Origin of the sequence: uncultured Lamprocystis sp. (assembly GCF_903933125.1) — a bacterium.
In the GTDB taxonomy this organism is placed as follows: domain Bacteria; phylum Pseudomonadota; class Gammaproteobacteria; order Chromatiales; family Chromatiaceae; genus Thiodictyon.
Genome location: NZ_CAIZIZ010000380.1, coordinates 1 through 17,988, shown reverse-complemented (window position 1 = coordinate 17,988; position 17,988 = coordinate 1). Strand labels below are relative to the sequence as shown.

Annotated in this window: 20 protein-coding genes; 5 read left to right on the top strand and 15 right to left on the bottom strand. The window is 61.9% G+C overall.

What is annotated here, in order from left to right:
• From QZY03_RS19975 to QZY03_RS19920, 13 genes are all read right to left on the bottom strand, one after another.
• The coding region (locus QZY03_RS19975) for a hypothetical protein (RefSeq protein ID WP_295583920.1) at positions 1–195 on the bottom strand (195 nt) is incomplete at its 3' end.
• A gap of 295 nt (positions 196–490) precedes the next feature.
• Positions 491–688: a hypothetical protein gene (locus tag QZY03_RS19970; RefSeq protein WP_295583919.1), complete on the bottom strand. Its 198-nt coding sequence runs from the start codon at positions 686–688 to the stop codon at positions 491–493.
• A gap of 523 nt (positions 689–1,211) precedes the next feature.
• Positions 1,212–3,785, bottom strand: coding sequence for a hypothetical protein (locus tag QZY03_RS19965; protein ID WP_295583918.1), 2,574 nt, complete (start codon positions 3,783–3,785; stop codon positions 1,212–1,214).
• Entirely contained in the window at positions 3,778–4,092 is a 315-nt protein-coding gene (locus QZY03_RS32200) for a CHC2 zinc finger domain-containing protein (protein ID WP_363169508.1), read from the bottom strand. Before QZY03_RS32200 ends, QZY03_RS19965 begins: the two co-directional genes overlap by 8 nt.
• Positions 3,986–5,098, bottom strand: coding sequence for a hypothetical protein (locus QZY03_RS19960; RefSeq protein WP_295583917.1), 1,113 nt, complete (start codon positions 5,096–5,098; stop codon positions 3,986–3,988). The genes QZY03_RS32200 and QZY03_RS19960 overlap by 107 nt, the downstream gene beginning before the upstream one ends.
• Positions 5,095–5,400: a hypothetical protein gene (locus QZY03_RS19955; protein WP_295583916.1), complete on the bottom strand. Its 306-nt coding sequence runs from the start codon at positions 5,398–5,400 to the stop codon at positions 5,095–5,097. Before QZY03_RS19955 ends, QZY03_RS19960 begins: the two co-directional genes overlap by 4 nt.
• A 230-nt stretch (positions 5,401–5,630) precedes the next feature.
• A complete protein-coding gene (locus QZY03_RS19950) occupies positions 5,631–6,050 on the bottom strand; it encodes a hypothetical protein (protein WP_295583915.1) in 420 nt (139 codons plus the stop codon).
• A 46-nt stretch (positions 6,051–6,096) separates the two neighbouring features.
• Positions 6,097–6,318, bottom strand: coding sequence for an AlpA family transcriptional regulator (locus QZY03_RS19945; RefSeq protein WP_295583914.1), 222 nt, complete (start codon positions 6,316–6,318; stop codon positions 6,097–6,099).
• A gap of 113 nt (positions 6,319–6,431) precedes the next feature.
• Complete coding sequence (locus QZY03_RS19940; RefSeq protein WP_295583913.1) at positions 6,432–7,073, bottom strand: hypothetical protein; 642 nt, start codon at positions 7,071–7,073, stop codon at positions 6,432–6,434.
• A gap of 14 nt (positions 7,074–7,087) precedes the next feature.
• Positions 7,088–7,927, bottom strand: a complete 840-nt coding sequence (locus tag QZY03_RS19935; RefSeq protein ID WP_295583912.1) for a hypothetical protein — start codon at positions 7,925–7,927, stop codon at positions 7,088–7,090.
• Between the two features lie 159 nt (positions 7,928–8,086).
• Positions 8,087–8,284, bottom strand: a complete 198-nt coding sequence (locus QZY03_RS19930) for a DUF2283 domain-containing protein (RefSeq protein WP_295583911.1) — start codon at positions 8,282–8,284, stop codon at positions 8,087–8,089.
• A 2-nt stretch (positions 8,285–8,286) separates the two neighbouring features.
• Positions 8,287–8,541 carry a DUF4258 domain-containing protein gene (locus QZY03_RS19925; protein WP_295583910.1) on the bottom strand — a complete coding sequence of 85 codons (255 nt, stop codon included), beginning with the start codon at positions 8,539–8,541 and terminating at the stop codon, positions 8,287–8,289.
• Positions 8,538–9,797: a site-specific integrase gene (locus QZY03_RS19920; protein WP_295583909.1), complete on the bottom strand. Its 1,260-nt coding sequence runs from the start codon at positions 9,795–9,797 to the stop codon at positions 8,538–8,540. Before QZY03_RS19920 ends, QZY03_RS19925 begins: the two co-directional genes overlap by 4 nt.
• 149 nt (positions 9,798–9,946) lie before the next feature.
• On the opposite strand from QZY03_RS19920, the gene QZY03_RS19915 reads away from it, so the two are divergent.
• Positions 9,947–10,291, top strand: a complete 345-nt coding sequence (locus tag QZY03_RS19915; protein ID WP_295583908.1) for a hypothetical protein — start codon at positions 9,947–9,949, stop codon at positions 10,289–10,291.
• A 17-nt stretch (positions 10,292–10,308) separates the two neighbouring features.
• Here the strand turns inward: QZY03_RS19915 and QZY03_RS19910 are convergent, their stop codons facing one another.
• Both QZY03_RS19910 and QZY03_RS19905 read right to left on the bottom strand, forming a co-directional pair.
• Positions 10,309–11,742, bottom strand: a complete 1,434-nt coding sequence (locus QZY03_RS19910) for a hypothetical protein (RefSeq protein ID WP_295583907.1) — start codon at positions 11,740–11,742, stop codon at positions 10,309–10,311.
• Positions 11,743–11,968: 226 nt separating this feature from the next.
• On the bottom strand, positions 11,969–12,940 hold the full coding sequence (locus QZY03_RS19905) for a site-specific integrase (RefSeq protein ID WP_295583906.1): 972 nt from the start codon (positions 12,938–12,940) through the stop codon (positions 11,969–11,971).
• Positions 12,941–13,100: 160 nt separating this feature from the next.
• Between QZY03_RS19905 and QZY03_RS19900 the strand changes: the two genes are divergently transcribed.
• From QZY03_RS19900 to QZY03_RS19885, 4 genes are all read left to right on the top strand, one after another.
• Positions 13,101–14,219: a DNA-binding protein gene (locus QZY03_RS19900; protein ID WP_295583905.1), complete on the top strand. Its 1,119-nt coding sequence runs from the start codon at positions 13,101–13,103 to the stop codon at positions 14,217–14,219.
• 286 nt (positions 14,220–14,505) lie between these two features.
• Complete coding sequence (locus tag QZY03_RS19895) at positions 14,506–15,114, top strand: hypothetical protein (protein ID WP_295583904.1); 609 nt, start codon at positions 14,506–14,508, stop codon at positions 15,112–15,114.
• A gap of 94 nt (positions 15,115–15,208) precedes the next feature.
• Entirely contained in the window at positions 15,209–15,628 is a 420-nt protein-coding gene (locus QZY03_RS19890) for an OsmC family protein (protein WP_295583903.1), read from the top strand.
• A 403-nt stretch (positions 15,629–16,031) separates the two neighbouring features.
• The gene (locus QZY03_RS19885) at positions 16,032–17,564 is read left to right on the top strand and encodes an oligosaccharide flippase family protein (protein ID WP_295583902.1); all 1,533 of its coding nucleotides are present in this window, start codon (positions 16,032–16,034) and stop codon (positions 17,562–17,564) included.
• Positions 17,565–17,988 lie beyond the last annotated feature (424 nt).

Sequence of the window (17,988 nt, the reverse complement as noted above, 5' to 3'; positions counted from 1 at the left end):
GTGGCGACCGTCACCGGACCGCGCCGGCAGCGCCGCGGAGGTGCCGACCATCACCAGGTCGAGCAGGAACGCGACGCCTGAGTCCGCGTCCGCGTCCGAGCCCATCACCAGGCCCCCACGGGCAGTGCCGATGCGTCCGGCTCCGCTGGGTTGGTTGGTGGTCGCGGTGCCTGAGTTCGCGTCCGCGCTCGTCACCAGGCCCGACGGGCAGGGCCTCGGAGGTGGCGACCATCACCAGGCCCCCACGGGCAGCGCCGACAGGGCCTCGAAGGTGGCGACCGTCACCGGACAGCGCCGGCAGCGCCTCGAAGGTGCCGACCATCACCAGGTCGGACCGTTTCGCATGTGAAACCGGGCTGTCGTTGGGCGCGGTGTCTCAATCCATCTGGCGCGCTCCGGGGTACAGCGCGCGGCCCAACCTCACCAAGTCCTAAGACTTCCCATGTCTTCCGCATAAATCGGACCCCCGGTGGACGTTTGGCGATTCGCTTCAAGTCGGGCGCGCATGGTCCGCCACGGGATACGCGGCGGCCTCGATCACGTCAAGCAGCGCATTCAGTTTTGTTTCGGCGGCTTCAAGTTCGTCTTGTGCGGTCTCCATGCACCTGGCGGCGGCATCAAGATCGGCTTGAGCAAGCTTGACGCGATCAATCAGAGATAGGGCGAAGTCGCTTTTCGTTTGGCTCATTCCGGAAACTCATATGGTCGGCAGATTGCGCGCGTTCTTACGCCAGGTGTTCACGGCAGGGCGATCGGCGGAAATACCCATGATGTCCTCATGGTGGGTTCATAACATAGGCGATGTTTCTGAAAACCTGGACCCCCCCCTGTTCTAACAGAGTGGTAACAGTGGTAACAAAGCAAAAACACATGCTAAACCAAGCGTTTAACAAGGCAAAAAAGGGCGTTTTTCGGGTGGTCAGTGGTAACAAAAGTGGTAACAGCAAAAAGCGGCAGAATCCTGTTACCACTTTTGTTACCACTGATCCGGCCAGAAAAAAAGTTATCCACAGGCTAAAGTGCTGTTCTAAAGCTTGTATTTTGAGTGTTACCACTGTTACCACTCTGTAGATAGATGGGTACCTAACTTTTTCGACGATCAGGTAATGATCCCTCCATGATGGCGTCATGGTTATCCGGCCCCAGTTTCAGCCCGTGATGCGCCGGCCCGTCCCTGGGTCGGCGGTCTTTCCGTGTCCGTCCGCTGGTGCCTAGTCGCCCCCTTCGTGGTCGAGAACCGACAGCGGCAGGACCAACACGCGCACCGTCTTATTACCGATGCGTTTGACGCGCGAAGTCCGATCAACGGATTTCCCGTCTCGTTGTTCTTCGTCCCCGGTCAGCAAGAAACCCCGGTCCTTGAGTTGACGCAGTAGCGCGCTAGAACTGATGTTCAGCGGGTTATCAATGCGCCGGCCGCGGTCCTTGATGGCGGCTAAGGCGGCTTCTCTGAGCAGATAGAGTTCCTCCTTTCCTTCGTCCACCCAACCGATATGCGCCCCCGATGCGCCGTCCGCGCGCCAACCGTAACGGTCTGGATGGACGGCGGGTTTTTGGTCATCGGTCCCCCGTAGATACGCCTCTCCCGATAGCAGTAGATCGGCCAGTATGGACACGAAGGTATCCGCGGGTTGCGCACTGGCAATCCGTCGCTCATGGATCTTGGCCAGCTCGTACAGGACGCGCCGCGCTTCCGTGAACATGGTAATCTTGGTGTCTGGCGAGAGTAGCCCGGCCCCTTGCCAATGGTTCAGGGCCTTGCCGTAACCGATCAGCAGAAAGGCGACTTGATCCGGTGTCCGGCCGCACAAACCCGCGGTCATCGCTTCGTCGCGCAACCGCTGCCAGTCGGCCCGCGCGGCGTCGCGGCAGCGCACGAAGTCGCGCGCTACGGTGCTGAGATAGTCCGCCATCGCCCGCGCTAAGGTCCCCGCCTTGGCGGCGGCTTGGGCGCGGTTCAGCCGTTCCATGTCGAGACTGCGCGGCGTCATGGTCACGCCGAACAGGCGGGCGCTGATGCTCTCCCCGTGTAGGTATTGCTCCGCGGTACTGAGTGCCAGTGCGCGCGGCGGGCGGCGGGTCTGCAACTTAATATCAGACGTTAAGCGGCCCCGTCCGACCCGGTTACCGATCCCCCGCAAGACTTCATGAACGGTTCGATCGATCTTAGCCTGATCCCCCGCGGACGCTTGCGGGGCGTAGTCGTCAATCACGGCTAACCCATCGGCCAGAACAAACAGCCTGTGACTGATCGACTTCGCGGTATCCAACCAACTGGCGGCGAGTGCGGTGCGCTCGGCCCCGGCTCCGAAGTGCGCCGCCATCACGGCGGCCAGGGTGCTTTTCATGCTCCGGCTCGGCCCCTCCAGCCAGACGGCCAGGTCAACGCCCAACTGTTGCGCGAAGGGTGCGAGATAGACGCAGGCAATCAGCGGAATAGCAACCTCGGGTGGGGCGATGGTCGCGGCCTCCATGCTGGCGGTGGCGGCCTCCCGGCGTTGCTCTGGCGTGCAGCTTGGCGGCGGCAGGCGGTACAAGTCCCCCAAGTCGCCTAAGTCTACGTCGATCCCCTCAACTGGCCCATCGGCACCAATCACGGCCCCCGCCGACAGGTAGACCCACGCCCTGTCGATCTCGCGCCAACCGGTATGGTTAAATACCGTTCGATTGATCGGCGTTGCGCCGCGGTGTGACAGGTATTGAATCGCGAATTTCAGATGGTCGCGTGCCCCTTGTCCGGGGTTCACCATACAGCCTGTCCCCCAATGCTTGACCGGCCAATTCATCCCGTTGAACTCATCCAATGACAGCGCCGCGGGCGGTAGCGGTGCCCCGTCGCGCGTCCCGTGGATGGTCAACATGCGCGTGTTCTCTTGGGTGCCGTCATCGTGTAGGACTTCCTCCACAATGCGCGCCGTGAAATTGGAAAGCTGCGATTCCTTTTCCCCGTAGACCCGGATAATTCCGCGGTCGGTGGCGACGTAGCCAGGCGGCCCGTCGTCGGCTCCGCGGTAGTGGGTTACGGCGGCCTTGGCGGCGGCTTGGTGGGGCGTCCAGTCGGGCGGTAGCGGTCCGCGGACGGCTTCTACGGCACCTTCTAGGAGAACTCGCAGGGCCTCGCGTGCCTCTGGGGTCAGGGCGGGCGGGTTGAGCCCGTCCCACTTCTGGCCCGCGGCGGTGAGTGCCGCGGCCAACCAGTCAGCCGCGCCGGCTCCCGCTACGTTTGGCGTGCCCTCCGGCAGGGATACCAGACATTCGCACGCCGACCCGAGCAGCCCCGCCACGGTGGCGACGTAGACCCGTCCGGGCGCGTCATGGTCCGGCCAACACAGGACCGTCCGCCCGGTGTCCATGGCGGGTTGCAGCGCCGGCCAGTCCGCCTTATCGGCGGCCTTGCCCCCGCCCGGCGACGTGACGGCGGCGAACCCGATGCAATGCAGCGCGGCGGCGTCTTTCTCCCCCTCGGTAATGAACAGCGGCCCCGGCCGGTTGAGGGTGTCGAGCCCGAACAGCGGGCGCGGTACCGGTGCCGCGCCGGCTCGAAACTGGCCCCGCTCATCGCGCTTGAAGAACGGGATAACATCCTTCGCCGATCCCGTCTCAAAGTGATAGCGGGCGGTGAATCCGAGCAGTTCGCCTTGCGCTGAGAGATAAGGCCAGGTCTTGACCAGACGGCCCCTTGTGCCATCGTCACGCGGCCAGGTCGCTGGGGCATGGCATAGCGCGGTAACGGCGGCCCGCGGCGGCTCGTCTTGGTCCATCTCAACACGGGGATCTTTATGCATCGTCCCATCCCCCGCCCGACAGAAACTCACGCGCCAAGTCGGTGATGGTGTCCGGGAAGGATAGGCTCCGGCTCTGTTGATGAAAGTCGATGATGTCCCCGCCTTTCGCGTCGCAGGAAAAACAGCGATACGCGCCGGTGTCCAGATTGACCCGAAAATTGCCCTTGTGGGCGTCGCTGTGGAACGGGCATAAACCGCCATCAACCCAACCCCCGCGCTGGGTCGGCGGCAGGGTCGGCAAGACGCGGGCGTAATAGCGGGCGGCAGGTAGCGCGGCCTTGAGGGTGTCGGCTCTTAGACGTGCCATGGTGCCCCCCATCGCCACGGGCGGCGAATTGCGCTAGATCGTGCTGGTCTTTGAGTATGAGCAGTCCATTCAGCAACTCGTCCGTGGTCGCTTTGACCTCCATCAAGCGTTTCAGCGTTTCATCAAGCGGTTCGCCATCGCTGATGGCACGCGCGACACGCTCGGCTTGATTGATCAGCGTTCCGGCCGATCGTGCATAGACCCTGCCATATCCGGGGTCGGTGTCCGTCCCCGGCTCCGGTGCCTTGGGTGTGGGCGCGGCCCGCGCTTTGCCGTCTTTGCCGATGCGCTTCGGGGCGAGCGCGGCGGCGGGTTCGCTTGACGTGGTGCGCTCAGGCGGCGGTGCCAGGTCCACGGACAAGGGGTCCGCGGGCGTCGCGGTGTCCACTGGGGCGGCGATCGGAACCGCGGTTTCCTCCCGTGATCCGCCGACCGCTCCCGCCGTGGGCAGGGCGTCCGCGGCGGTCGCTGGACTGGCGCAACTGGGGAAATTCCCCAGTTGGGCGCGAATGGTGCCGACCGTCTTATGGTCAACGCCAATCTGTTCGGCGATGCGCCGGTTTGACCATTGGCACCATTCAGCGTCATGCAACAGGGTTTCGACCGCGCGCCGCTTGTCCGCAGCGGTACGGCGGGCGCCGTGGGTCGCATTGGCCCCGCACGCGAATAGCAGGGCCTCGCGATAGCCCCCAACCAAGACTGTGCAATGGATGTGCTGCAACCCGGCCAATTTGGCGGCGGCGACCCGGTGAAAGCCGTCTGCCAAGACACAGGCGCCGGACGGGTCGCGGTAGACCGTTACCGGTACGCGGTGAATCCATTCGCCAATGCTCAAAGCATAGTCATTCAACACGGCGTTCGAGACTCCCCCGGCCCGTTGTTGAATGGTCCGGTCAAGTAGAATCGACGCAATCGGCAACTCGACGGCGGGATTGCTCCCCGGAAAGAAGGTTTCGGATAAATGCGGACGAACGCGGATACCGCGGGCGGGTTTGGGGGCGGTCATACTTCACCCGATGCGGCGGCTTCCGCTAAGATCAGGGCAATCCTCGCGGCCTTGGCGATGGTGTCGCCCATGGCGCTTAACTCATCGCTGTTGAATTGCGGGTCTTCCGGATTACGAGTTTCAGCAGATGAAATTCTTAAATACTGCGCAACTCCCTCGATCAGGGATAGCCAGTCGTTGAGCGCGTCTATCGCGTTGACGCCAGGATGCCAGACAACCGCCAGCAAGCGCCGGTTGATGTCTTCGCGGTCAAAGGTGGCTCTGGTCAGCGGTGCGCCGGGGGCGCGGTCGGAAGGGGTCATGTGCCGATCTCCAAGGATGGAAAAATCGGCCGCGGGGCGGAAACAGGCAAAGGCAAGACGAATGTCACCCGGTCGGGTATCATTCTTAACGCCGGTGCTGTGCCGTTTTAGCGGCCTAGCTTTACCGTGGGTAGACGCCAATCCGCCCACGGACGGCAACCACGCTACACCACGCCAACACCTTTCTGCAAGCCCGCTCCGTTCGCCCGGATCGGGCTTTTTCTTTGGGGTCATTTTGGTTCGGGACTCAGGCGGGCGTCGGGCGCAACGGTCGCGGGCGGTAACCGTCCGTGGTGGTCAAGAGTGTCGATCCAACTGGATAGGGCGGCGATCAGGTTTCGAATCAGTAGCCTAGTGAGAAACCGCGGGTTGTTCTTCTTGGTCACGCGCTCAACGAAGGCCAGAAAAGCCGGGTCATCGAACCCTTCCCAGCCCATCACATCGCAGAAGTAACGAACCTTTCCCCACTGCGCCGGACTCGGCTTTAGCCACTGCTTCAGATCCTCTAGCTCCTTGTCGGTCAGGCTATCAAGGTCGGTCTTGCCGGTGCGCCGCTTGAGAAAGTCCCGGAAGGCGTCGCCCTCCAGTCCCGCATCAGCGGCGGCTAGGCGGATATAGGCGCGGCGTTTGTCTCTGGTTTCATCGTCCATCGTGGGGTACCTCTGGCGCGCGGCGTAACGGCCCGTTACGGGGCGTTTAGGATGCGGTTACGGGAGCGGTAACAACCGATTCCCGGCTGTTGATCCACGCCTGGACTTCGGCTTCGCGCCAACCAACGGCGTTCTTGCCTAAGCGCACGCGTTGCGGAAACTCCCCGGCCCGCATCTTGCGGTACAGGGTCGTGTAGGACACTCCGGTGAGCTTTACGACAGCGGGGCGGCGAAGGATGGCGGCGGCGGTGTTGGTGGTCTTCAGCATGGTGTTAGGTGGCTCTTGGTCGTAAACACATGACCAGCCTATGCCGTGGCATTGCATTAAAAAACTGAGGTGAATCTAAGTCACCAGAGATTCACCAGAGATTCACCAGAGGTTCACCCTAGTTTCCGCGCCGTGTTCTTTCCGCGGAATTGCGCCGCACTGCGCAAGATTTCGCAGGTAGTGCCGATGCGTCCGGCCCGCTGGGTTGGTGGTCGCCGCGGCGGTTGAAGATCCCCACGGACAGCGCCGACAGGGCCGCGAAGGTGGCGACCGTCACCGGACCGCGCCGGCAGCGCCGCGGAGGTGCCGACCATCACCTGGTCGAGCAGGAACGCGACGCCTGAGTCCGCGTCCGCGTCCGCGTCCGCGTCCATCACCAGGCCCCCACGGGCAGTGCCGATGCGTCCGGCCCGCTGGGTTGGTGGTCGCCGCGGCGGTTGAAGATCCCCACGGGCAGCGCCGGCAGCGCCTCGAAGGTGGCGACCGTCACCGGACCGCGCCGGCAGCGCCGCGGAGGTGCCGACCATCACCTGATCGAGCAGGAACGCGACGCCTGAGTCCGCGTCCGCGTCCGATCCCATCACCAGGCCCCCACGGGCAGTGCCGACGCGTCCGGCTCCGCTGGGTTGGTGGTCGCCGCGGCGGCTGAAGATCCCCACGGGCAGCGCCGACAGGGCCTCGAAGGTGCCGACCATCACCAGGTCGAGCAGGATCGCGACGCCTGAACCGCGTCCGAGCCCATCACCAGGCACCACGGGTGGGGTCGATGTTATACCGATTTCGGTTTTCTCCCGCTTATCACGCTACAGATCCCCTTGCGCCGCTTGCTCCAAAAAGTTTGGAACGTGCCTAGCGAACCAGAAAATAATCTGGGGTTGCGATCCTTGAGCATTTTTAGAAGGTCTTCTTTACTGTATCTCAATGCGTTGCGGTCGAAACATTGACCTTTCTCTATCGCTTCCTGTTCAAGTGAATTAACAAGAACATTAAGTGCCTCATCTTGCGTGTCTTGTAGTCGCCTATCTTTATGTCTAACCACGTTATCATCGTGTAACCTTTCTCTGTCAGTAAAATAGCTATTCCATCTTTTTTCCTTTTCATTTATCGTCGATCCTTTGACTGAACAAGAGCCGCTGAATAGCGTATCAGAGTATTCTTCTAGCTCTGCACGGGTAATAGTCCATTCCGGGTCTATCATCTCTGTTGTTTCGATAAACACTCGCCCGTCTATCGGGTTTCGTGGGTTCAGTCTGCCGCGCAAAATATCTTTAGGAATGGTTGTCGCAAGACATTTTACTGTTTCTATTAGCGTTGGCACTGGCCCATATAAGCTAATGAGTACCGCGGATTCAAAGAGCGTCAAAATATCTTGCTTACTAATCGCTATTATTTCGTCTTCGTCTGCCGCTTCATCGTTTGGGTAGAACGGGAAGTATTGCGTTATGATGATCTTCTTTTTCCACGCTGCACTAAACGCGGCGGTCCATTCGCGTTTCACTTCCTCATGCAGTCGCGCGGTTTCTTGGTCGGGTGGCAGTATAGGCCAAGTCTTTATTATATCTTTCAATATAGCAGTAGTTGATAGCTTTTCTTTTTCTGTCTCTTTCATCTAGCGCACCTTCTAGCGCCCTTCAAAAAATGGTCAAGTCAGGCCGGTGAAGGTGTCCGGCTTTTCGGCGGCCAAACCTAGACTTGACGCAACGCGGCGGCGGTCGGCGGGCGCAGTGATCCGCGCACGGTGTCTTAAGTTACGGGGTGCGGCCCGCGCTCAGGCGGCCTTTCGGGTGTCCAGTAGCGCCGGTAACAACCCGGCTTCCCGCGCTTCCAGAACAACCAGTTCAACCAGATTTCCGCCTGCATCGAATGACAGGTTGATATTCCAACCCTGCGACGTTTCTTTGACAATGGGCGCGTCTGACAGGCGGATTTCAAGGATGTCATCATCGGCGTAATAGATGGTTTTCATCTTCATTCCCATGGTGTGAAATGGTGCATAACGGTCTTTACGATCAGAGCGCTAGACAACAGAACGGCAACGCAGAGTAGGTTGTCCGAGCGATCTTGATAGCCCTTGAATAGCCACAGGTGCCGCTCGTCTTTGTACTTGGCTTGCCCGGTTTCGATAATGTCGAGAATCCGCGCGCCGTCAATGTCTCGTTCGCTCATGCGCTTCTTCGCATGGTCGGTTAGTTGGATCGTGCGCCCAAACCGCTCGCTGTTCATGGTTTCCCGGCTCCCCGTGCCAACATCAACACGTTATCGCGCCGCTCCCCGGTGACAATTTCGCGCAACCGTTCGCCCCAGACTTCCAACGCTCTACGCTTCTCCGTGTCGTAACTGAATTTGTCGTAATGCCTGCCTGTTACCGTCGAATCCGAGTGAGATAACACCTTGCCGACGATATGCGGCAGCACTCCCGCCTCTGCGAGTCGGGTTGCCACGGTGCGCCGCAAGTCGTGGGGTGTAAACGGGGCCATGTTGAGGGTGTTCGCATTCCTGGCAATCGCCTTATTGACGGCAGTTGTCACAATCGGTTTTTCGCCCGCTGGCGACACAAAGACCCAATCCGAAGATAGCCCTTGTTCTGTCTGAATAGCCTTCAATCGCTCCAAGATTGCCACGGCGGCGGCGGTCAACCAAACCCGATGACTGCGCTTGTTCTTCATTCGCTCCGCTGGGATTTCCCACCACTGCGAGCACAAGTCGATTTCCGACCAACGGGCGCCGGTGACTTCGCCGACACGGGCGGCGGTCAACAGTTGAAGCTTGACGGCAAGTGCAACCGGCTCGGTCGCCTTAAAGATCCCGGTGTCCAGTGCGCCCCACAGTCGGCGGGCTTCATCGTCGGTCAAGATGCGGTCTCGTGAGTGTTCTTGAGCAGGTTTACCTACCCCTATGCACGGGTTTACGGGAAGTTCGCCGCGTTGCATCCCGAAGTTGAACATCTTACGAACCAGCGATAAGACGCGGTTCGCCCGGATCGGTGCGCCCCGGTCTTTGATGCTGTCGAGTAGTTGGTTGATGTCGCGCCGGGTGATGTCTTCGGCCTTGCGCGTCCCCCATAACGGCAAGACATCGTTTTTCAGCATGGCGGCATCGCGCGGCCACGTGCGTTTATTGGGCTTGGCGTGCCGTTCAATGTAGTCATCGGCCAGTCGTGCCACGGTCAGCAGCGCGGCTTGTTCCTCCCGCTCGCGTCTGATCTGTTCCCGTGCGTCGGTGCGTTCCGCGCTGGGGTCGTACCCAAGGGCAACCCGAGCGCGGGCGGCATCGAACACCTTACGCGCGTCCTTGAGGGTGACCGCGGGATACTGGCCTAAGGTCATCCGTCGCTTGTTGCCCTGTAACTGGTAAATGAAGAAAAACGCCTTACCCCCATCGGGCGAGACACGAACCCCGAAACCTTGCCCTTCGCGCACGTCGTAACGGGCGGCTTGGGGCGGTAGGTTTTTCACGTACAGGTCTGAGAATTTCGGCATAGCTTCGGTCCGGGGTTCCTCTCGGGGTTCCTCTCTTGGTGCGGTTGCCGGTGCAATACTATGGCATACCCTGCCCCATGTCCAGGCGTAAAATCTAGCGATAACGGGAGGTTAAGAAATGGCGGCGGGATGCTCTGAAATGCCCTGGAATGCGTGACCTGTTGACCCGTAATCATCCGGCCTACACACTGAACCTCCACGCCCCGCACCCCCGACCGTCCGCGCACGGCCTTGCCGAGGCGCCGGTGGTCCATCTCATCATCCAGCCCCGCTTGTTCTCCGGGATCGGCGGAGCCGGACTGCTGACCTTGGGCGGCGTGCCCAGCGTGCGTGTCCTGCGCGGTCAGGGGACCTTCAGCCTGGCGCAATGGCAGCAGCGGGCGCGCTTCCAACGCGCCTTCGCCTGTTTCAATCGGGATGAGCTCGGTGCGGATGAGATCATCGCTCCCCTGTCGATCCGCCGTTTTGTCGATTTCGAACAGGGATGGGTGTGAACAGCGACAGTGTCCGGTCAGGACTTATCGGTTTTGGTGCTCTTTGACGCGGGTTTAGCCGCTTTGGAATCGGTTTTGGTGCTCTTCGGCGCGGGTTTGGCCGTCTTGGTATCGGCCTTGGCGTTCTTCGGCTCGGGTTTGGCCGTCCTGGAATCGGCTTTGATGGTCTTGGTCTCGGGCTTGGCCGCCTTGGAATCGGTTTTGGTGCTCTTTGACGCTGGTTTGGCCGCTTTGGAGTCGGTCTTGGTGCTCTTTGGCGCGGGTTTGGCCGTCTTGGTATCGGCTTTGGCGATCTTTGCCTCGGGTTTAGCTGTCTTGGGATCGGTCTTGGCGATCTTGGACTCGGGCTTGGCCGCCTTGGGGTCAGTCTTGGTGCTTTTCGGCGTGGGTTTGGCTGTCTTGGGGTCGGTCTTTGCGGTCTTTGCACCAGCCGCTGCTGGTTTCGACGCGACCCTCGCGGTTTGCGTCGCTGGTTTTGCGGTCCGCGGCTCGGCTTTGACGGCCGTTGCCGCGGGCACGGCGGTCTTCGTCGCAGTCCGTGCCTCGGGTCTGGCGACTTTGGCTTCCTGCTGTGCGGTCGTCGGCTCAGGTGTCGGCTGCGCCAGCGGTGTAGTTCTCGCGACGGAGACCGGGGTGGGGGCGGCCATCAGGCCGCCCGCGACCGCGCTGCTGCCGTCAACCACCGGCGCCGGGGATGAGGTCGACCACTGTAATCCCGACGGGGCTGGGGTCGCGGGTTCCGGCGTGGGGGGGAGCGACGTCGCGGCAAGATCGCGTGACGGCGCCGTTTCCGCCGGGGTGTGATCCGACTCGGCCGCCGGCGCGTCGGCGCCCCCGGATGCGCCTGATCCTGCGGTGGTCGCCTCGGCGACGGTCTCGCCCCATACCTGCGCCAGCGGGTTGTTCTCCGCAGCAGCAACGGGAGCCGATTCCGACTTCGGGGATAGCGTTGGCATCGCGTTGGCCACCCGCTGCCGGTTGGCCGTCCAGTTCGTGCGCAGCGACCCGAGTGATTGCATGAGCGCGTCCCGATAGTTTTCGGTGTAGTCGGTCCGTTTGGGCGATTTTTCGCCCGGTGATTGGGTGATCAGGGTCGCGCCCAAAGCGACATTGACGCCGCCGGACTGCTCCATGAACGCTGACGTGACCTCGATGACCGGCGGCACGCTGCTCTTGGCGGATTCGAGGGCGAGTGCCGAGGGTGAGGACGGGTTGAGGGGGCGCTGCATGACCAACCGATCATCACTGGACTGGACGATGGTCCAGCCCTTGGCCCGTGCAGAACCCATGGCCAGGCCCTTGACTTCAGCGCGGTTGGCTCCGGGGAGGAGCAGTTGTGGGCGGTTGGTGGCGTCAAAGCTATCGGACACCATCTGGTTGCCGGCGCAGCCGGACAGTAACCCGATGCCGAGCAGGCACCAACCGACAATCGCAAACGAACGCCCCTTCACGTCTACCTCCAACCGAACGACAATCGTAATAAACATCGGCGACCGTAAGGATGTTCGCCAAGATATTGAATTTTATCACAGGAAACGTGATCGCACGCGACAAAGAAACGCGTTATAGCCATCGGACGTGATCACCAGACGTAGGGTCGGGTTGCAAACCCGCCCCTACGTCAAGAGTCTGTCCGGATATCCGGTAGGAAGGCGATACCAAGGTTCTGTCCGGCGATCAGTGGCGAGGGCTGGATCCGCCCGCGGATGCGTCTCCGGCCAGGCCCCGCTCGATGCGCCGACGGCCGAAGGCATCGTCGCGCTCGATGTAGCGCAGGGCCGAGGCGGGATCCTTCCATCCAACGTACTCCATCAGGTCCTTGACGTCCCACTGGTGGGCGCTGGCCCAGGTGGCGAAACCGCGCCGCAGGGAGTGACCGCTGTAGCGGTCCGGTTCGGGCACGCCGGCCGCGGCGAAGCAGTGGCGCAACACCGGTACCAGGCTATTCGGGTGCAAGGCCGCCGAACCCAGGTGGCCATGCGCGTCGATGCGCCGAAAGACCGGTCCGTCGGTCAGTTTCGCGGCGCCGATCCACGCCGTATACGCCTGTACCGCGCACAGGCGCGACAAGGCGGGGACCTTGAAGGCGGTGCCCGCTGAGCCGCGATCCGTCTTGGTGCGGGTCAGATAGAGCGTCAGCCCCTCGCCGGGTACCGCCGTGATGTCCTGGATGCACAGCCGGCTCAGTTCGTCACTGCGAAAGGCCCGCCAGAATCCAAGCAGGATCAGCGCGCGGTCGCGCAGTGCCCGCAGCTGATCGGCGCGCGCTCCCGCGTCTGCGGTGCGCAGGATCTCCGCGGCGAGCCAGTCATCGATGCGCGTCAGTTCCGCCAGCGGCAGCGGCAGGGCGCGCTGCTCGCGGGCGGGATGCAAGGCCCCGATCCCTTTCAGCACCCGGCGCACCAGCGGCGCCTTGGTGGGATCGGCAAAGCCCTGATCGCGATGCCATTGCGCAAGCGCGGCCAGCCGCAGCTTCAGCGTATTGAGTGCCAGCGACTCGGCATGTGCGGCCAGGTATCGGGCCACCGCCTCCGCGGTGGCCGGAAGGAATCCGCCCCAGGTCTCTTCGAAGTGACGGACGGCCGATGCGTAACTGCGGCGGGTGTGCTCGCGCTCTGCCGCGGCGACATAGCGGTCAACGTCAGTCATGGGTGGTCCTCGGCAATCGGTGGGCGTATCGGCTCAAGTGGTCGTGCGATGACCGGGGATTATCGCATGTTAACCGCCGATCCGAGCCGGCACTTCGACCCCGGCGTGCTAGACTGTAATCACGCGGTACGTACTACGGTATGATTTTGACGGAGGTCTGATGGCGCGCGCCGGTATTTCGAAATTTCGGGTGCAGCAGGCCCGCGACGCGCTGGTCGCCCGCGGGGAAAACCCCTCGATCGACGCGGTCCGGGTGGAGCTGGGCAACACCGGCTCCAAGAGTACGCTGCACCGCTACCTGCAGGAACTGGCGCGGGAAAACGGTACGCGCCTCGACGACGAGCCCTTGCTGAGCGAGACCCTGCGCACCACCGTCGCCGGGCTGGCGCGGCAACTCCTGGATGAGGCCCGCGCCGTGGTAGCCGCCGCGGAGACGCTTCATCGCATCGAGTCAAGCGCGCAGCGCACCGAGATCGCCGGGCTGGCGCAGGCACTCGCCGAGGTCCAGGCGCAAGCCGGACAGCGCGACGACGCACTCGCCGCCGAGCGCGACGCCCACGCGGCGACCCAGGCGGCTTTGCAGCAGGAGCGCATCCGCAGCGCCACGACCGCGAACGAAAACGCGGCTCTCACCGTGCGGCTGGAGGAGCACGCGCGGCACAGCGCCTCCCTGGAAGAGCAACATCGGCATGCGCGCGATGCACTGGAGCATTACCGGCAATCGGTCAAAGATCAGCGCGATCTGGACCAGCGCCGCCATGAGACCCAGGTGCAGCAGGTCCAGGCGGAACTGCGCCAGCTCGCCCAGACCCTGGTCGTCAAACAGGACGCCGTCACCCGGCTCAGCCAGGACACCGCCCGGTTGGCCGCCGAGTTGGCCGAGTCCCGCCGGGAGTTGCGCGAGACTCAAGAAACCCTGCGCGTGACCCGTCAGGCCCGCGACGAACGCGTCGCCAGCCAGGCGCGGCTGGAAGCCGAACGGGCGGCGCTGACCGAACAATTGAAGGTCGCCGAGGCGGCGGGCGCGGCGCTGGTCGCCGAAGAGCGCGCGTTACGGCACGCCCTGGCGACGCAGGAGGGGATCGCAAGCGGGCTGCAGGCCAGGCTCGCGGCGCAGGAATCCCTGTACGGCGACCTGGCGCGGCGGCTCGATGCGCTGGACCTGCGATCCGCCGCGGAGGTGCAGACTGAAGCACCCGGCGAGACTGCTGTGCCAGTCGAGGGGGTTGAGCGCGCACCAGGCATCGAACAGGAGGCGAGACGATCGTCGATCGCGTGACGGCGGCGCGTTGCCGGGCCTGTGAACCTGAAACGAGCAGCGTCCGACGCGCCCAGGGCGAGTCGATCCGCGCCCCCCGACGAGGGCATGATCGCGAACCCGCTCGGGTCCGTCTGGGCGAGGTTTGGCGCCCCCGATTCCTGGCCCCCGCACCCGCGCAGTTCCCGGAGTAGGTCCAGACACCCGATTGCGAGTACGATCGTCAAAATACGGAACGCCGTCACCGGCGAACCCATGCCGGGACGGCCAACCGATTTCGCCAACAGAGCAAGCGACTGGAGGAATCATGTCCAAGCACGCGAGCAGCATCGCCGTCCTGGCGGCACTGATGGTTTGTGCCGGCGCCGACACGCGGGCCGCAGGGGGCGGCCCAAATGGCATTCAGGTCCCGGCCTACGGCCAGCCGGCGCCTGGTTACGGTGGCCAAATTCCCGACTATTCAGGTCCCGCGTATGGTCAGCCGGCACCCGCTCCAGGCGCTGGAGGTCAGCTCCCCGGGTATTCAGGCCCTGCGTATGGTCAGCCGACGCCCGCTCCCGGGGCCGACTACCGGATTCCCGCCTACACCGGCCCGGCCTATGGCCAGCCGGCACCCGGGCCAGGTCCCGGTTATCAGATCCCCGCTTACACCGGGCCAGCCTATGGCAGCCCGGCCGGAGCACCCCAACCTCAGGGGTACGGGCCTCAGGGTGGACCTGCTGGTCCGTACCAGGGTAGCGGTTACGGCGATGCTCCAAGTGGCCCAGGCGGCCCTGTGCCCGGCTACAGCGGAGCCCCCTATGGCGCCGATCAAGGCCCACCGCCCGAGTCCGGGCGGGCCGGCGGCAACAGCTTCAACCCCATGAAGATGATGCCGAACCCCATGAAAGTATTCGGCGGCAACAAGGACCAATGATCCCGGTCCGCCGCGGCATCGCGCGCCCCGAACCACTGACGACCACGTTCGTCGTGGTCGTTTCAACCACTGCCCAGACCCTGGAGTGTTCCCCATGGCGATGACCGAACACATCGAAATCGACTTTCCCGGCGGCACGCGCGTCGATGCGCGGATTCGTGAGCACACCATTGCCACCGACCAACAGGTCGAACACGGCGGCACGGGCTCCGCGCCCCAGCCGTTCGACCTGTTCCTGACATCAATCGCCACCTGCGCCGGCATCTTCGCCCTGAAATTCTGTCAGAGCCGCGAACTGCCCACCGCGGGCATGCGCCTGACGATGGACTGGCTAGGACACAAAACCGATCCCAGTGCCGCCTCCGTGGTCCTGCGCCTGACCCTCCCGGAAGGCTTCCCGGACAAATACCGCGATGGCATCCTGAGATCCATGGATCTCTGCGCCGTCAAGCGCAGCATCGAAAACGCGCCCCAGTTCCGGACCGAGATCATCGCGGAGGGTGCTGTCCCCTAAAGCCGGGGCAGTCTATACCGACGCCGGCTGTACGTCCCTGAGGAACGCTTCACTAACAATCTAAACAGGTCTGTTAGGACATGCCTTTAGCACCTTTTCGTTGTCGTAATCGAGGCACGACGCGCCCGGCTGGAGTAGCCGCCTCGTAGGCTTGCGGACGGTCCTGAATCGATCCGGAATCCGATAACGATTACGACAACGACTGTATGATCTGTTTAGCTTTTTTTGACTCGTTACTTATTTATGCAGAAGATATCGACAACTCATTTGACAACCGGACAACTGTGCCGATCTAAGCGCCTCAACCATCTGATAAATAAATAAAAAAACTAGCGCATACCGTCCGGCGTGCTCGCATATCAAATGAGTCCTCGATAATAAAGCGGTTTGCTGAACCCGATAAATGCTCAAACGCAACCTCGTCGCGAATTACCTCGGCCAGATCTGGGCTGCCGTTATGGGGTTCGCCTTTATTCCGCTATACATCAAGTATCTTGGAATTGAAGCCTATGGGCTAATTGGCCTGTTCGCGCTTTTCCAGTCATGGCTTGCATTGTTCGATATCGGGATGAAACCCACGCTGAATCGCGAGATGGCGCGCTTTACCGGTGGGATTCACACCGTCGCGTCCATCCGGGACCTGCTGCGCAGTATTGAAGTCGTCATGTTCTCAGTCGCCCTGTCGATCGCGGCGGGGGTTGGCTTTGCGTCGACTTGGCTTGCCTCGTCATGGGTCCGGGCTGAGAGCTTACCGATTTCAGTCGTGGCGCAAGCAATACTGATCATGGGCCTGATGACGGCGCTACAGTTCGTTGAAGGCATTTATAGTAGCAGTCTGGTCGGTCTGCAGCGACAGGTGTTACTCAATGTGATCCAAAGCAGCATGGCGACGCTGCGTGGTCTGGGGGCCATCGCGATTCTTGCCTGGGTTCTTCCGACCATTCAAGCTTTCTTCCTCTGGCAGGTGTTCATCTGCCTGACCAGTCTCAGTATCCTTCGCATCATGACTTACGCCAGTTTGCCGCGTGGCGAGCGCGGCGGACGCTTTTCAATCAGTGCGCTACGCGGTATCTGGAGATTTGCCGGCGGGATGCTCGCACTCACGCTCCTGAGTCTGCTGCTGACCCAGGTGGATAAGATTCTCTTGGCAAAGCTGCTGACGCTCTCTGAATATGGCTATTACGTCCTGGCTGGGGTCGTGGCCGGTGCTATCTACCTATTGACGTCGCCCATCGCCCAAGCCTGGTACCCGCGGATGAGCCAACTCCAGGCCACCGGCAATACCGACGCGCTGATTCACATCTACCATCAGGGCGCGCAACTGGTCTCAGTGATCGTTGGCAGCGCGGCCCTCGTGCTCATCGTTTACGCCGAGACATTTCTGCAAATCTGGACCCGTGACCCAAGTCTTGCGGCGCGGGTCGCACCGCTGATGAGCTTGCTGTTGCTCGGCAATCTGCTGAATGCCCTGTTATGGATACCCTATCAGACGCAACTCGCGCATGGCTGGACCAGCCTTGCGGTGCGTATCAACACCGTCTCCGTGCTGTTCATTGTCCCGGCCATCCTCTGGATCACTCCTCATTACGGCCCGATCGGAGCCGCTTGGGTATGGACGACATTCAACGCCTGTTATGTCCTGATCGGTATTCACTTCATGCACCGCCGAATCCTCATTCATGAGAAATGGCGGTGGTACTCTCTCGACATCGTCGCACCCTTGCTGACCAGCGGACTCGTCGTTGCCGGACTGCGCTGGGCTCTACCGAGGGCTGAGAGCAGCCTTGAACAATTCGCAACACTCGCGCTTGTGTCGGTCCTCGCCCTGCTTGCCGCCGGTCTTGCCGCCGACCGCGTTCGCAGCCAGGCGTGGGCGATACTGCGGATGCGATGGAACAATCGATCGACCCGGCGACATGCGATGGCTCCCGAGTAACGTATGACGCGCTTCGCAAAGTCTCCGAATCGCAAACAACGACACTACGGGCCGCTTGGTGATAGGCACGTCGGGGAGTGCTCGAACCACGGTAAAACGGCAATTGAATCGAGGCTAAGCGGCAATGCATAATAGTTCGATGCTTCGAATGAAGTGGTTTGTAGATAATTACGCATCTAAGATGAAAGGCACAAAAATTAAAGTCTTGGATGTTGGCAGTTATCGAGGCGCCATTTAATAACCGGACGCGCCTTAATGCAATTTTTCTAGCATAGTCTATACTTAGACTCGACTTTGGCCATTTCAGGGAGTCGAGGCCAGTTGATTCAGCACGCGTTGCCAATCCTGGCGGGAAATAACGAGGGCGTCCGGGTCTGCGGTTGAGTTGACGAAATTCGCCGCCGCCCAACTGGTGCGGCGCACC

Bases quoted from the DNA above. Each gene is read 5' to 3' on its own strand.
- QZY03_RS19970 (WP_295583919.1), bottom strand. From the start codon at position 688: ATGAGCCAAACGAAAAGCGACTTCGCCCTATCTCTGATTGATCGCGTC.
- QZY03_RS19965 (WP_295583918.1), bottom strand. From the start codon at position 3,785: ATGCATAAAGATCCCCGTGTTGAGATGGACCAAGACGAGCCGCCGCGG.
- QZY03_RS32200 (WP_363169508.1), bottom strand. From the start codon at position 4,092: ATGGCACGTCTAAGAGCCGACACCCTCAAGGCCGCGCTACCTGCCGCC.
- QZY03_RS19960 (WP_295583917.1), bottom strand. From the start codon at position 5,098: ATGACCGCCCCCAAACCCGCCCGCGGTATCCGCGTTCGTCCGCATTTA.
- QZY03_RS19955 (WP_295583916.1), bottom strand. From the start codon at position 5,400: ATGACCCCTTCCGACCGCGCCCCCGGCGCACCGCTGACCAGAGCCACC.
- QZY03_RS19950 (WP_295583915.1), bottom strand. From the start codon at position 6,050: ATGGACGATGAAACCAGAGACAAACGCCGCGCCTATATCCGCCTAGCC.
- QZY03_RS19945 (WP_295583914.1), bottom strand. From the start codon at position 6,318: ATGCTGAAGACCACCAACACCGCCGCCGCCATCCTTCGCCGCCCCGCT.
- QZY03_RS19935 (WP_295583912.1), bottom strand. From the start codon at position 7,927: ATGAAAGAGACAGAAAAAGAAAAGCTATCAACTACTGCTATATTGAAA.
- QZY03_RS19930 (WP_295583911.1), bottom strand. From the start codon at position 8,284: ATGAAAACCATCTATTACGCCGATGATGACATCCTTGAAATCCGCCTG.
- QZY03_RS19925 (WP_295583910.1), bottom strand. From the start codon at position 8,541: ATGAACAGCGAGCGGTTTGGGCGCACGATCCAACTAACCGACCATGCG.
- QZY03_RS19920 (WP_295583909.1), bottom strand. From the start codon at position 9,797: ATGCCGAAATTCTCAGACCTGTACGTGAAAAACCTACCGCCCCAAGCC.
- QZY03_RS19915 (WP_295583908.1), top strand. From the start codon at position 9,947: ATGCGTGACCTGTTGACCCGTAATCATCCGGCCTACACACTGAACCTC.
- QZY03_RS19905 (WP_295583906.1), bottom strand. From the start codon at position 12,940: ATGACTGACGTTGACCGCTATGTCGCCGCGGCAGAGCGCGAGCACACC.
- QZY03_RS19900 (WP_295583905.1), top strand. From the start codon at position 13,101: ATGGCGCGCGCCGGTATTTCGAAATTTCGGGTGCAGCAGGCCCGCGAC.
- QZY03_RS19895 (WP_295583904.1), top strand. From the start codon at position 14,506: ATGTCCAAGCACGCGAGCAGCATCGCCGTCCTGGCGGCACTGATGGTT.
- QZY03_RS19890 (WP_295583903.1), top strand. From the start codon at position 15,209: ATGGCGATGACCGAACACATCGAAATCGACTTTCCCGGCGGCACGCGC.
- QZY03_RS19885 (WP_295583902.1), top strand. From the start codon at position 16,032: ATGCTCAAACGCAACCTCGTCGCGAATTACCTCGGCCAGATCTGGGCT.